The following is a 14736-nucleotide window of genomic DNA, read 5'->3' on the forward strand; positions in this document are numbered from 1 at the left end:
GCTGCCTCCCGTAGGAGTCTGGACCGTGTCTCAGTTCCAGTGTGGCTGATCTTCCTCTCAGAACAGCTAGAGATCGTCGCCTTGGTGAGCCTTTACCTCACCAACTAGCTAATCTCACTTGGGCTTCTCTATAGGTGGGAGCCTAAGCCCCCTTTGGTCCGTAGACATTATGCGGTATTAGCCACCGTTTCCAGTGGTTATCCCCCTCCTAAAGGCAAATTCCCAAGCATTACTCACCCGTCCGCCACTCGTCAGCAACTAGCAAGCTAGTTCTGTTACCGTTCGACTTGCATGTGTTAGGCCTGCCGCCAGCGTTCAATCTGAGCCATGATCAAACTCTTCAATTGAATACTTGCGTTGCTCTTTTTAAAAAAAAGCAAAAAATAAATTGTCGTTGTGACACTCTTAACGAGTGCCCACACAGATTGTCTTGTTATAAATTGTTAAAGAACATTGCTTAGCACTTCGTGCTTTGCGTTGCTTGATGAGCGCCTTAGCGACTCTCCTCAAGCGGGATGCGAATAATACGCTGTTTATTCGCGGTGTCAAGCATCTTTTTTAAAAAGTTAGCAATTAAATTTGCCTGCTTAACGTTGTCCGATTCATTTGGCTTGAAGCCCCTCCGAATCGAGGTGCGCATTCTACTGAGAAGGAAAGTAACGTCAACCGTTTTTTTGTTTTTTTTACGGTTTAAACTTTATTTGTCGATAAATCAGTCATTTCTTGTAGATATCCTAATCTATACAGGCTCAAAACCCCTGCGGGGATTGCTTATGACGCTAACTGCAGTAGACTAGGGATTGCCTTTTATCGATACATACATAATAACAATAAGGTACACACATGAACGTAAAACTACTCAACTGCATGATTGTGGCAGCAGTCTTAGCAGTATTAGGCTATTTTTCTCTTACCTTTCTCGCAACAAATGAAGTTTCTCCTCTGCTATTAGCATTAGCGATCTTCCTTTCTGGTGTGATCACGCCAATAGTTGCTAATGCGATTAAACTCAACTCGAACAGTTCAAAAGCTAGTAATAGCTCAGCATCTGGTGAGGTTGCTACATTATATGTAGGCAACTTACCTTATCGTGCCAACGAAGAAGCAGTACGAGCCTATTTTCAGGACTATATCAATGTGCAATCTGTTCGATTGATGAAAGATAAGCGCACCGGCAAGCGCAAAGGGTATGGCTTTGTCGAAATCATCTCTTCAGATGTGAGTGAGGCGATCGATAAACTCAATGACTCGGTTTTTCAAGACCGTACTCTTAAAGTTCGTCACGCGAAGGAAAAAGTCGCGCACTAATCACATAAATTGACTTAAAAAGGCTGACAAATGTCAGCCTTTTTTATTGCTTACATTTATTCAGCTTCTGTTTTCGGTAAACCATCTAACAGTTTTTGATTAAATGTGTGGAAGCGATTAATTGCTTGGACCAAATCGGGTACTTGAACATCAGTCATTTCGTTAACAATACCGTTAATGATCTTGTTGTAGTCTTCGTTACTTTCTAACGTTTGTCGTGATTGTTCAAGAACAGCCAACATGCGTTCCAAATACTGGGCCAACGGTTTCACAGTTTTTGTCTGCTCATTCGCTTCTTCATCGGTGTCAGAATAGTTCTTTACATAGCCGTACGCCTTGACGGCTTCGGTTTGCTCTAGCCGATTTAACTGTAGTGCAAAGCCAACTAACTCTTCATCGTTGTAACCTAGCTTTAATGCTTGCTCAAAAGCTGCTTCCATATCACCACGGTAAAAGGTATCAGCGAGATCGTTGGCGTTACTAATTAAGTCAGTGATAGCCGCAAGCTCACCATCATCAATATCGCCAGTAACTGATACACTGTAGCCAGACAATTGCAACGTTCTAGCATTCAGTGATTGTGCGAATGTCGTTGTCGGAGTATCAGCGCTTTCATTACCGCCTTGTTGATCAGCGGCTAACGGCTGTGGCGTCTGAACGGACTGGCTAGTCACAGAGACCTGCTGCAAATCATTAAAGGTCAAGCGCACTTCATCGCCATCTCTGGTCCGTATAAGTAGCTCGCCACTTTGTTCAGATGTCGATTGCACGGCAGCCACTTCAGCAGTCAATGCATCAAGTATTGGCTTGCCGAGTAATTGGTTTTCTAATTCGCCGATTTGTTGATCGAGTAGCGAGCGACTATTGCTTATCCCTTCCGCTATCTCATCATTCATCAAGCCACCAATGTCTCGCTCAGCCAATTTAATGCCTTTTGCCACACCTTCGCGCGCTTGTTCAAACAGTGAATTTAACTGTTCTTGGTCTGCGCCTGAGTTAGCAGCGCCTTTGATAACCCCGCCGACAAAGCGCATTACATTCTCAGCCACTTTTTCAAAATCAAATAAAGTAGCTGGCTTATCTGTATCGAACTCAGTAGCTTGTTTCGCCCTCTCGCCATTAACCGCAACATTCTGTTGCATCGAGCCACTGTAGATCTTTAAACCGACAGTAGTTTGTGAACTAATTACACTGACTGATGCGCTCGACACGCTGGCAGCCTGATTCGCTTGAAAAGAAGCGGCCTGCTTTAGCCCTTCCGCTTGCAACTGCTTATTTAATGCTGCGCTTGGTTTAGGCTGCTGAGGCTGCTCGTTATGGAACGCCTTTATTTCGCCAAAATTCATGTTAGATACCTCACTATCCTCAACACCTTATCGGCGGCCAATAAATATAGTTTAGCGTTATTTGAATATTACTGCGTTGATTGCAACAAACCGCTACAATGCCGACTTTATTTATGTAGAGGACTCACATGCAACTCGATCCCGCCACTTATGACCAGCAGTTAGCCAGTAAAGTAGCTAATATGTCAGAGCTGTTCGCTGAATTCAGTGGGCCTACACTCAAAGTGTTTGATTCACCGCGCGCTCACTACCGGATGCGTGCTGAATTTAGAGTGTGGCACGATGGTGACGATCTCTACCATATAATGTTCGACCAAGAAACTAAGCAGAAAAAGCGTGTCGATCAGTTTTTACCCGCTAGCGAATCAATCAATAAGGCAATGACCAATTTGATGAAGCTGCTGCGTGATAATGCAGTATTGCGCAAAAAGCTGTTCCAAATTGATTATTTGAATTCGCTGTCCAACGAGCTCGTTATCAGTTTGCTGTATCATCGTCAGCTGGATGAAGAGTGGCAAAACGAAGCCGAAATATTGCGTGAAACGCTAAGTAGAGACTTGCCAGTCAGCATCATCGGACGAGCGCGCAAACAAAAAATAATCATTGGCAATGATTTCGTCATCGAACGATTGCCAATTAAAGGTAAAGAGTACGTCTTTAAACATATCGAAAATAGCTTCACTCAACCCAATGCCGAAGTGAATTGCAAAATGATTGAATGGACACTGGATGCAACAAAAAGCGCGTCTGGTGATTTAGTTGAGTTTTACTGTGGTGCCGGCAACTTTAGTTTGCCGCTAGCACAAAATTTTAATCGCGTTGTTGGCACCGAAATAGCTAAGCCATCTGTCGAAGCCGCGCAATACAATATTGCCGCTAATCAATTAAACAATGTTGAAATTGTGCGTCTTGCTGCCGAAGAATTCACCCAGGCTATGCGCGGTGAACGCAGTTTTACTCGTTTAGGTGCGATCGATTTAACCCACTACGATTTCAATACGGTCCTCGTTGACCCGCCAAGGAGCGGTCTAGATAGTGAAACACTCGCATTAATCGCGCAATTCGATACGATTATTTACATCAGTTGTAACCCAGTTACGCTGAAAGATAACCTTGAGCAACTCATCGAATCTCATCAAATTGATGATTTTGCACTATTTGATCAATTCCCTTACACCGATCATATTGAGTCGGGTGTGTTATTACGTAAAAAGTAGTTAGCGCTTTGACGTCGCACCAAGTTGAATAAAGCGCAGTTGCTGCTTGACGCGCTCGCCAATAACTTTACGCATTGCCGAGTCTACCTCAAGTGCTTCTGCGCCAGCACTAAATACTAGCTTCACCATGGCCTCGGCTTGGACATAAGCTAATTGATGTTGCACCGACTGAACTTCAATAATGTAATCCGTCAGTTCTTCGACAAAATGTTGGATCTCGCGCTGTACTGCAGTTCGATATGCAGCTGAAGTGCCGGTATGTTCACGCAATAACAAACGGAACACATTGGTATTTGCTGTTATAAATTCCATAAATGTGTTGACCGAAGTATCAATAACACCGCCGCCTGACTCTATGCGTCGCCGTGCCTGACGCATTAATTGACGCAGTGCCAAGCCCGCTTCATCGACAAGTGTTAGCCCAAGATCATCAATATCTTTGAAATGACGATAGAAACTCGTCGGCGCGATCCCCGCGGCACGCGCGACTTCGCGCAAACTCATAGCAGACAGGCTTTTGTTGTCATCCAGCAAACCAAATGCCGCATTAATGATGTTTTGCCTAGTTTTGAGCTTTTGTTCCTGTCTGTTCAAAAAAGATCGCCAAATAAAGTAATTAGTAAACAGTATTGTGGCGCATATCGGGCACGAAGCAAAGTTTAGGACCAACAATTTTGCTTGGCGCTTTAGGCCTTTCGCGTTAGAATCAGCGTACAGTTGTACGCCGAATTTTTACTATGAAAAAACCTCGTTTAATCCCATTAAATATTGCAGTGTTCGTCATCACCGGTGCAATTGCCTTTATTGGTGTGCCTTTGTGGGCAGTATTTGTAGGCTTCTCTGCGGCTGAAATAGCCGTCACTATTGCACTATTTTTCTTTACTGGCATGAGTATTACTGCAGGTTACCATCGCTTGTGGTCGCATAAGACATATGAAGCCCACCCTGTTATCAAAGTCATTTTAGCCATTGGCGGTGCAATGGCCGTGCAAAACAGTATATTGCACTGGAGTTCTGATCACCGCATTCACCACCGTCACGTCGACGACAATGACAAAGACCCATACTCGGCGAAAAAAGGATTTTGGTATTCACACATGGGATGGATGTTAAGGGAGTATCAAGCGCATCGTTACGATAATTACGAAAATTGTCGGGACCTGCAAAAAGATAAAGTGGTTATGTGGCAACACAACAATTACCTTACCATCGTTTTGCTGGCTAATTTCGGTATCACCGGCTTGATTGGCTACTTTACCGGTTCTGTACTGGGTATGATCCTGCTCGCCGGTGTATTTCGCCTTGTAGCAGTACACCATGTAACATTCTTTATTAACAGCTTGGCTCATATCTGGGGTAAGCAACCCTATACAGATGCCAATACCGCGAGAGACAATGGTGTTGTCGCCTTGTTTACTTTCGGCGAGGGGTATCACAATTATCACCATATCTTTGAGTATGATTACCGCAACGGCATTCGTTGGTGGCAGTACGACCCGTCTAAATGGCTGATTCGTGGTTTATCTATGCTCGGCTTAACTTGGAACTTACGTCGCACACCAGAAGAGCGAATTGAAAAAGCCAAAGCAAAAATGCAACTACAATCCGCACAAGAAAAGCTTGCTCATTTGCCCAACGCTGAAGAGCTGCTTAACCTAATGGAGCGTGAGTACAACTTATTGATGGAAAAGATGAGTGCCTACTACTTAACCAAGAAGCGCGTGATGGCAATTAAAAAGCGCCATTTAAAACGTTCCCTCGATGGCTTGGAATTAGACTTTAAATACAAAGAATTGAAACAGGCCTTTGCGGTACAAAAAGAAAAGTGGCTGACGATTCAAGCATTGCCGCTACAGCAATTAGGTGCGCAAGCGTAAAATTGCGCGCTTCCTACTGATACAAAAAAGCCCAGCATTGCTGGGCTTTTTTGTTGTTCTCTGACCGAAGCACTTAATTCTTCGGAATTTCTGTATTTTTTGCTAGTGTTGCGTCCTGATGCGCGACTACTTCAATTAACTGAAGCTCGGGGAAATAAGAAACGGTCGCCATAGCGTTGCCCGAATTCTCTTCTGCTGAGAGCACAATGTTTTGCTGTGCAGCAGTGAATGCCAAGTTATTGTTGATCGTATTAGCCATACACTGGCTGTTAATTTCAAACGTCTTTGCATCCATACAGTCGAAAGCTTGTGCTTTGTTCGCATCCGCATGCGCACCAGCTGAACCCAATACAAGGGCCGTGACAGCTAATAGTTTACGCATAGATACCTCCAAATATGGACGAAACTTCGATGCAAAGGGACAATTCCCATATGCACACTCGTCTCATGCAAGAGATATTAACAGTTTAGCACCAGACCTTCAATAACAATCACAGTTATGTGACAGAAATATTACAGTAATGCGATAATTTAATGACAGTTAGGGTTTCTTAGGGCGTACGGCCTAGTCTTTTTCGCGTAAGAACACCATCAATTCGTCAAATGGCATTGGCCTCGCGTAAAGGTAGCCTTGCGCTTCATCACAACCCAGTTTCAGCATATAGCTCGCTTGTTCGCGCTTTTCGACCCCTTCTGCAATAGTTGCCAAACCTAGCTTGTTTCCCAGTGTCACAATCGTTTCGGCAATAAAAGCATTGCCTCCGGGTTGAATATCACTGACAAAGGAGCGATCAACTTTAAGACGGTCTAGCGGTAATTGCTGTAAGTAACTCATTGACGAGAAACCTGTACCGAAGTCATCGATAGCGATTTGTACACCGTATTCTTTTAGCGCTCGTAGCGCATCGATCACAATCTGCGGCTCATCCATTACTACACTTTCCGTAATTTCCAGCTCAAGAGATGTGGGATCGACACCATTTTTCTCGATTGCAGACTTCACTTTTTTCACAAACGTACGGTCACGAAATTGCGGGATTGAAATATTCACAGCAACGCGCAAATGGCTAAAGCCAGCGTCGCAAAGCTCTCGGATGCGTGCGCATGACGCTTCCAGTACCCACTGCCCGATATCGACGATGAGACCAGAATACTCAGCAAGTGGTACAAAAACCGCGGGAGAAATATACTTCCCATCACCATCGGGCCATCGCAACAAACCTTCCATGCCGACAACTTTCTCACTGACCAAATCAACCTGAGGTTGGAACCAAAGCTCTAGCTTGCGATCAGCAAAGTCAGCCCGTAAGCGGCGGATCATATTCAAACGCCACGTGGTTTTTTCCTCAATTTCTGGCGCGAAGTACTCATAGTTATCAGTAAGATTTTTCTTCGCTCGATTCAGCGCAATATTGGATTGCTTCAATACTGTTATACCGCGGTTGCGTTCACTAAGTAGCTTGGTTAAACCTATCGTGACATTTATTGGTAGTGTATTATCACCAGCGACAAATGCATTCTGGAAAACCTCATTGATACGCTCTGGTGTAACGACGTTTTCATCACCAATTAAGCCAAATACATCAGCGCCTATGCGGCCTTTCTTAACTTTCTCGTCGAACTCTTCACTCAGGCGAGTAGAGACCGCACTCAATACCTGGTTACCCACTTCTTGGCCAAGACCATCGTTCACATCCGAGAAGTGATTAATATCGATAAGTGCGACATTAATGCCTGACTGAGACTCAATCTGGTGTGGCCTATCCAACATATTGATAAATTCATTGCGGTTAGGCAGGCGCGTCAACCAATCGCGGAATGCTGCATTGCGCAATTGATGGAAGAGGTTGACGTTTTCGTAACCGACTGAAACGCTTGATAAAAAGATTTCTAGCAATTGTCTATCGAGTTCACCGATCTCTTTACACATATTCACATAGACTGCAGCTTCAAACCCCGAGCTGTTGATGTACAAGACCGAGAAATTAGACTCGAATACGTGCTTTTGAAACTTCAAACAGCGATTAACGTGCTCAACAATGATGTCATCATGTAACTGCTCAATGCGTTCGTTGATATAGTTGGCGAAATCACCCGCTGCCCCAAGCACATAGACGCCGTCGTCGTCGTCTTCTTTATCGAGTACTGAGCCAGCGCGCGCACACACTACCCCTTCCGCTTCTAAACCGATCATCGAACTAATCTGGGTAACAATGCCTTCACAGAAGCCTTTGATGGAATGCTCTTCGAGTAAATTAGCCGCTGATTGGATAATCTTTTGTAAGCCTAAACGACTCTGGTTAATCGTGCGCAACTGTTGATATGAACGAATAGATGCAATAACCGTTGTCATTAACTTACCCCGTGTAAGTTCGGTTTTGGTTTTATAATCGTTGATATCGTAGGTCTTAATGATTTGTTCTTCTGGCGCATAACCCGGTTGGCCAGTGCGCAGAATAATGCGAGGTTCAACTAGCTTCATTTGCTCTCGCATGTGCTTGACAACATTTAAGCCAGCGTCGTCAGTTTCCATCACTACATCAAGCAAGATGATGGCAATTTCGCGCTCATATTCACCCAATATCTCAAGCGCTTGCTTGCCTGTATAGGCATGGAGGAAGTTCAGCTTGCGGTCGCCGACAACCAAGTCCGAGAGGGCTAAACGAGTGACTGTATGAATTTCTTCATCGTCATCAACGATGAGAATATTCCACACGCGCATATTCTCGCTAATCTGTTCTTCGGTGGTGTCTTCTTCCTTGAAAATTAATTCGTCGTTATCGTAGTCGTTGGGAACCATTTAATTGATAAAAATTGCCGAACGTATAAGCTATCCTAACGCCTACCGGTTAATTTGCAAACATATTGACGACCGATCTTGTATCTCTGTGTAATGAAATGAAAGTAACGCCTCAATCTAATGTAAAAGTAGCCACAGTCAAAACCACTGAGGCGAAACCTGAGCAAGCCGTGACTAGCCCCCCGGCAGAAGCGGCAAACACACCTAGAAAAGCAAAAAAAGCTGATAAAAATCAGCAGGTTTTGCGTAGGTTGTTTGCACAAATTGGAATCAGTGACTCGCATGCGATTGGTAACGACTTGGATTTAGTAAAGCACACCAGTAGACGGGAACAGATTCTCGCAGCCAATCGCTTGAGGAATTTGCAAAAGGTTTTTGATCACGCGCTAGAGGTCAACATCGATACCGAGCATGCCGAGGGTATAGATCCTGATTGGTTTTTTAGTTTTGCAAAATTTGCAGAAGAGATTCATTCGCCCGCCATGCAAAGCTTATGGGGTAAGATTATTGCCGTAGAACTTGCTCAACCAGGCAGTTTCTCGTTACGCACGCTCGCCTTGTTGAAGCAACTTACCCAGCGCGATGCAAAGTTGTTCAGTAAAGTGGCCAGCGTCGCTAGCCGTAAACAGCACGACGCGACGCCATTATTGCTTGTTGGCTACTATCAGAAACCCTCATTGTTTGGTTGGTTCACTGGACCCTCTAATCCACATTTAAATCTGGCTCATTTTGGCATTACATACCCAGACTTATTAGCACTGATCGATATGGGGCTAATTTTTGCCAGTGAAATCGAAACGGGTGAATTAGATCCAGACAGAACAGTCCATTGGCGCTGCGGCGATATCAAGTTTGACTTAACCCCGAAACGAGGCTCAACAGCGTTGATTTACTACAAATTTACCAGTGTTGGTAGTGAGTTATTTCGTTTGGTCAACAAGCAACGTCGCGCAGATTATACCGAACAACTGTGCGAGCTCTTGAGTAATGCCTTTACAGTTGTGCGCCATTAATCATATACCATCGCCGAACTCATGAAGACCACACTCGCGTTTTAGACCAAAGAAGCGCGTATCTTGCTCAGACATGCCCTCTTGCAGGCTTTGGGTTGTATGCCAGTCACCGATAGACACGTACCCTTCGTCCCATAGCGGGTGATAAGGTAAGCCGTGTTCCTTCAAGTAAAAATGCAAATCTTTATTAGTCCAATCTATGATCGGATAAACCTTTAACTGACCTCGCACTTTTTGCAATACCGGTAAGCCCTCACGTGTATCAGATTGCGAGCGACGCAACCCCGCAAACCAGATACCAGCATCAAGTTCCTGTAACGCGCGCTGCATTGGCTCCACTTTATTCATCCGATTGTATTGCTCGATGCCGTCAACACCTTTTTCCCATAGCTTACCAAAACGCGCCTCTTGCCATGCAGATGATATCTCTGCGCGATATACGTGTAAGTTCAATGATAAACGAGAAACTAACTCATCAATAAACTGATAGGTTTCTGGAAATAAATAACCGGTATCAGTTAGTACAACGGGAATATCGGGTTGCTGCTGCGTCAATAGATGCAACATCACCGCAGACTGTGCGCCAAAACTACTCGACACAATCGCTTTACCTGGCAAATACTCAAGTACCCAAGCGACACGCTGTTGTGCAGTCATTTTTTCTAACGCAGCGTTTACTAAAGCGATATCCTCGGCACTCGAATCCACGTTCACACGTGGTAGCTGCTTAACTTCATCGAGTGCTAAGGCATTTGTACTAGGCATAAAAATCCTTGGCGGAATCAACCACCGGCTTAACGATCCCCGCACGGATCACGAAATCACCAAAAGCCTCGTTTTCATTGCGCTCATTAGCCCAACGACCAATTAGCTCATCCATGTGCTGCATGATTTCTTCGTGCGAAATATTCTCTTTATACATCTTTGGTATACGCGTGCCTTCGCGGTTACCGCCGATGTGGAAGTTGTATTTCCCCGGTCCTTTGCCGACCAAACCGACTTCCGCTAGCATGGCTCGTCCACAACCGTTCGGACAACCGGTAACACGGTAAATGATACTGGCGTCAGCCATGCCGTGTTTTGCTAGTAAACCCTCAAGCTCAGTAACAGCATCAGGTAGATAACGCTCGGCTTCTGCCATAGCCAGTGGGCATGTCGGCAGAGCCACACAAGCCATTGAGTCTTGCCGCTGCACACTGACTGATGCTTGGATCAAACCATGCTCTACTGCTAGTGCTTCGATAGTCGCTTTTTGATCACTCGGTACGCCAGCGATAATTAAGTTCTGATTAGCGGTTAGGCGGAAATCGCCTTGATGTATTTTTGCAATCTCGGCACAACCCGTTTTCAAGGTCTTGCCTGGGTAATCAAGAATCCGACCATTTTCAATGAACACCGTTAGGTGGTGTTTACCATCGATGCCTTCCACCCAACCAAATCGGTCACCTCGGCCGGTAAACTCATAGGGACGGCTCTCACCAAACACGATACCAGCGCGTTTTTCCACTTCCTGTTTGAAAGTCTCAACACCCACTCGCTCCAACGTATACTTGGTCTTCGCGTTTTTACGGTTAACGCGGTTGCCCCAATCGCGCTGCGTTGTCACTACCGCTTCAGCCACAGCTAGTGTGTCTTTAAGTTCAATAAAGCCAAAATCATCTGCTTTACGCGGGAAGGTTGCAGTATCACCGTGTGTCATAGCTAGACCACCACCGACTAATACATTGAAACCAATTAACTGACCATTTTCGGCAATGGCGACAAAGTTAAGATCGTTAGCGTGCACATCAACGTCATTTTGTGGCGGTATAACCACCGTGGTTTTGAATTTCCGAGGTAAATAGGTATCGCCTAGTATAGGTTCTTCCGTCGTTTCAACCTTTTCACCGTCTAACCATATCTCAGCATAAGCCTTGGTTTTTGGTAATAAATGTTCACTGATTTTTGCTGCCCATTCCCATGCCTGTTGATGCACTTCTGATTCAATTGGATTAGAAGTACAGAGCACGTTTCGGTTCACGTCTCCCGCGGTAGCGATCGAGTCAATACCCGCTTTATTCAGCGTCTGATGCATCAATTTAATATTGGGTTTTAGTACACCATGGAACTGGAAAGTTTGACGTGTCGTCAAACGAATACTGCCATACAACGAGTAGTCTTGAGCAAACTTGTCGATAACCAACCATTGCTCAGGTGTAATCACTCCGCCCGGCAAGCGCGCGCGCAGCATTACGTTGTGCAACGGCTCTAATTTCTGCTTAGTTCGCTCGTTGCGGATATCACGATCATCTTGTTGATACATGCCATGGAAACGAATTAACTGAAAGTTATCCGCAGTAAAACCACCTGTTACATCGTCCTTTAGATCGGCCTCTATCGTTCCGCGCAGGTGTCGACTCTCCGCTTTTAAGCGCTCGTTGTCAGATAACTTCCCGGTAACAATTAGGTTGTTTTTATCGCTCATTAGTACACGTCCTTCTGGTAACGCTTAGTTTTTCTAAGGTTAACCAAGTATTCTTTCGCACCTGCGTCATCGCGCTTCCCATGTGTTTTTATCACCTCTAATAACGCTTCTTCTACGTCTTTAGCCATACGCATGGCATCGCCGCATACATAGACATGAGCACCAGACTCCAACCACGCAAACACGTCAGCACCATGCTCTATGATGCGGTGTTGTACATAAATTTTTTCCGCCTGATCACGTGAAAAGGCCAGACTAATGCGCGATAAAGCACCACTTTTAAGGTACGCCTGCCACTCAGTTTGATATAAGAAATCTTGGGTAAAGTTTGGATTGCCAAAAAATAGCCAGCTGTCGCCATCGGCACCCGTTGCCTCGCGTTCTTGCATAAACGCCCTAAACGGAGCGATCCCTGTGCCCGGTCCTATCATAATCACAGGCGTATTGCCGTCCTGAGGTAAACGGAAATTGTCGTTCTTTTCAATGAATACGCCAACCTCCTGGCCTTCCTCGAGCCGTGTAGTTAAATAACCTGACGCACCGCCCTGATGACGAACTTCGTTGAATTGATAATCAACATGCGCGACTGTCAGATGCACTTCGTCTTCTACTTCTGCTTGGCTTGACGCAATGGAATACAAACGCGGTGTCAGTGGACGCAATGCATCAATTAACTGCTGTGCGTCTAGAGCTGCTGGGAAATCACGGACAATATCGATGATTTGACGCTCAGCCAAATAGGCTCGAAGCTCAGCGGGTTGTCCTAGCAATTCTTGCAACTTAGGGAGTTCAGTTGCCGCAGCATAGGCCTTAATAAATCCGGGGTAGCTTAGCGTAAGCTCGAGCTTTTCTATCAAAGCAGTAGAAACTGTCATTGATTCGTCTTTCACTGAAACGACTGTTGTTGGATCGATCTGGGTCAGTGACAATAATTCTTCGACGAGCGCCGGGTCATTCTTAAACCATACACCAAGCGCATCACCAGGTTGATATTGTAATCCTGAATCTTCAAGGGAGAGTTCTATATGTTGGATATCTTTTACAGAATCGCGCCCAGTAATTTTCTGAGCAACCAACAAAGCTGAAGGAAACGGGTTTTGCTTGTTGTACTGACTAGCAACTGTTGGTGCGGCTTCTGTGATAGGCACCACATTATTGGCTGCGGCAGACATAGACGATTTTGCAAACGCAACGACTTTTTCAGCCCAATCATTGGCCGCAGCTTCATAATCGACGTCACAATCAACCCGCTCTGCTAACGCTGTTGCCCCTAAATTGGCTAAGCGCTGATCGAAGTCTTTACCGGTCTGGCAGAAAAACTCGTAACTGGTATCACCTAAGCCCAATACTGTATATTTCAGATTCGCCAGTTTTGGCGCTTTCTTACTCGCTAAAAACTCATGGAACTCAATCGCATCATCAGGCGCATCGCCTTCACCGTGAGTGCTAACAGCAATCGCCAAATGGGTTTCATTTTTAATCTGACGCGGTTTGTAATCAGCCATACTGACTAGTACTGCGTTTACACCCGCAGCTTGCAGGCGGCTGTGCAACTGTGTCGCAACTCCCTTAGCATTGCCTGTCTGAGAGCCATACATAACAGTAAACGTGTCACCTGAAGCGGTCTGCGAAGATTGCTCGCCAGTTGGCGCAGCAGAAGCTCCGGTTGCAGCTAGGCCCGCCAGATAACCACTGACCCATGTCAGCTGTTCACGATTTAACGGTGCAATGGCCTGTGTGATTAGGTTCCATTGTTCAGGGCTTAATACACCCGGGTGTTGAGCACTCAAACTAAAACTCCACTTAAATTTAACTCAGAGGCAGGTATAAGAACGCTAGCCTACAAAATTTATTGCAAAGGCTAGCGTTTAATTGTCAAAACAGGAAAGAATAAAAAACGATTTTTTATTACGTAATTGACTTATAGCGGCCGTTTGCCGGCCGCAAATGATTAGAAGTGAAACTCGATTCCGGCAAAGGCGCCATCAAACGACAAGTCAGTATAAATGTCATCAAGGTCCTCTAACTCAACGGTCGTATCGCGATAACCAACCTGTAAGGTCATGTCCAGAGCGAGGCTCTCTATGAAGCTATATGTTAATGCCACTTGGAAATCGCTCACCGTATTATCGTCAAATGACAGGTAACTGCCTTCAGCGTATACACCTAAACCTGTGAAAGGTAAGCCAAACGCAACACGTGAATACCCCATCGGCACAATACCAGTAAATGCTTGTTCTGCTGTTAAGCTCGATGCAGAGTCTGACACAAGTAAAGACCCATCAACGTATTTGCCGTTAACCCCTAGGTCTATGCTGACCAAATCGTTGTCAAAAATCTCGTAATACAGAATAAAGTCGGTTGTTGTTAATTGCACATCAGTAAACACGTCAGTGTCCGCGGTAAATAACTCTCCATCGAACGTAAACGACGACGTTAGTACCGTATTTCCGGACGTATCCATCGTTGTGTTGATAACTTTGAGATTTGGGATTAGTGGGATTGGGTGCTCAAGTGCTGCATAAAATGAGCTATTAGTTTCCGAGTCGAAACCAAACTGAGTGACGTTTGACTCATCAGAGAAACCACCACTGGTTGACATATCCCAGCCTTGAGCGCCGGCATATATACCTAACACTGTATCAGCATGAGCATTAAAGGTTGCACTTGTACAAAGTGCCAATGCTGCAATCTTAAATAATCGCATGGAT

12 protein-coding genes and 1 rRNA gene are annotated in these 14736 nt (G+C 45.1%); 4 read left to right on the top strand and 9 right to left on the bottom strand.

Translation table 11 applies throughout. The features are described from left to right. Nucleotides 1–347, bottom strand: a 16S ribosomal RNA gene (locus QTP81_RS12535); the annotation flags it as partial. Nucleotides 348–843: 496 nt separating this feature from the next. Here QTP81_RS12535 and QTP81_RS12540 point away from each other — a divergent pair. Next, nucleotides 844–1308: an RNA recognition motif domain-containing protein gene (locus tag QTP81_RS12540; protein WP_289365923.1), complete on the top strand. Its 465-nt coding sequence runs from the start codon at nt 844–846 to the stop codon at nt 1306–1308. Nucleotides 1309–1364: 56 nt separating this feature from the next. Here QTP81_RS12540 and QTP81_RS12545 read toward each other — a convergent pair whose 3' ends face one another. After that, complete coding sequence (locus tag QTP81_RS12545) at nt 1365–2654, bottom strand: DUF5610 domain-containing protein (protein ID WP_289365925.1); 1290 nt, start codon at nt 2652–2654, stop codon at nt 1365–1367. 128 nt (nt 2655–2782) lie between these two features. On the opposite strand from QTP81_RS12545, the gene trmA reads away from it, so the two are divergent. Beyond that, entirely contained in the window at nt 2783–3871 is a 1089-nt protein-coding gene (gene trmA / locus QTP81_RS12550; RefSeq protein ID WP_289365927.1) for a tRNA (uridine(54)-C5)-methyltransferase TrmA, read from the top strand. Here trmA and fabR read toward each other — a convergent pair whose 3' ends face one another. Further along, nucleotides 3872–4465, bottom strand: coding sequence for an HTH-type transcriptional repressor FabR (gene fabR / locus QTP81_RS12555; RefSeq protein WP_289365930.1), 594 nt, complete (start codon nt 4463–4465; stop codon nt 3872–3874). It abuts the gene before it with no gap. Between the two features lie 143 nt (nt 4466–4608). Here fabR and QTP81_RS12560 point away from each other — a divergent pair, with 143 nt between their 5' ends. Then, a complete protein-coding gene (locus tag QTP81_RS12560) occupies nt 4609–5748 on the top strand; it encodes an acyl-CoA desaturase (protein ID WP_289365933.1) in 1140 nt (379 codons plus the stop codon). Between the two features lie 73 nt (nt 5749–5821). Here the strand turns inward: QTP81_RS12560 and QTP81_RS12565 are convergent, their stop codons facing one another. Together QTP81_RS12565 and QTP81_RS12570 are read right to left on the bottom strand one after the other, a co-directional pair. Then, on the bottom strand, nt 5822–6130 hold the full coding sequence (locus tag QTP81_RS12565) for a pyridine nucleotide transhydrogenase (protein WP_289365935.1): 309 nt from the start codon (nt 6128–6130) through the stop codon (nt 5822–5824). Between the two features lie 183 nt (nt 6131–6313). Further along, nucleotides 6314–8548 (bottom strand): bifunctional diguanylate cyclase/phosphodiesterase, encoded by a 2235-nt coding sequence (locus QTP81_RS12570; protein ID WP_289365937.1) that lies wholly within the window; start codon nt 8546–8548, stop codon nt 6314–6316. A gap of 98 nt (nt 8549–8646) precedes the next feature. On the opposite strand from QTP81_RS12570, the gene QTP81_RS12575 reads away from it, so the two are divergent. Next, nucleotides 8647–9561, top strand: coding sequence for a TIGR03899 family protein (locus QTP81_RS12575; protein WP_289365938.1), 915 nt, complete (start codon nt 8647–8649; stop codon nt 9559–9561). On the opposite strand, the gene QTP81_RS12580 is transcribed toward QTP81_RS12575, so the two are convergent. The 4 genes from QTP81_RS12580 to QTP81_RS12595 all read right to left on the bottom strand — a co-directional run bounded on the left by QTP81_RS12580 (nt 9562) and on the right by QTP81_RS12595 (nt 14732). Continuing rightward, nucleotides 9562–10326 (bottom strand): phosphoadenylyl-sulfate reductase, encoded by a 765-nt coding sequence (locus tag QTP81_RS12580; RefSeq protein WP_289365941.1) that lies wholly within the window; start codon nt 10324–10326, stop codon nt 9562–9564. Then, the gene (gene cysI, locus QTP81_RS12585; protein ID WP_289365943.1) at nt 10319–12025 is read right to left on the bottom strand and encodes an assimilatory sulfite reductase (NADPH) hemoprotein subunit; all 1707 of its coding nucleotides are present in this window, start codon (nt 12023–12025) and stop codon (nt 10319–10321) included. The genes QTP81_RS12580 and cysI overlap by 8 nt, the downstream gene beginning before the upstream one ends. Further along, nucleotides 12025–13815: an assimilatory sulfite reductase (NADPH) flavoprotein subunit gene (locus QTP81_RS12590; protein WP_289365945.1), complete on the bottom strand. Its 1791-nt coding sequence runs from the start codon at nt 13813–13815 to the stop codon at nt 12025–12027. The genes cysI and QTP81_RS12590 overlap by 1 nt, the downstream gene beginning before the upstream one ends. A 161-nt stretch (nt 13816–13976) precedes the next feature. Continuing rightward, nucleotides 13977–14732: a TIGR04219 family outer membrane beta-barrel protein gene (locus QTP81_RS12595; protein WP_289365947.1), complete on the bottom strand. Its 756-nt coding sequence runs from the start codon at nt 14730–14732 to the stop codon at nt 13977–13979. Nucleotides 14733–14736 lie beyond the last annotated feature (4 nt).

This window comes from Neoalteromonas arenosi (assembly GCF_030362855.1).
Classification (GTDB): Bacteria; Pseudomonadota; Gammaproteobacteria; order Enterobacterales; family Alteromonadaceae; genus Alteromonas_E; species Alteromonas_E arenosi.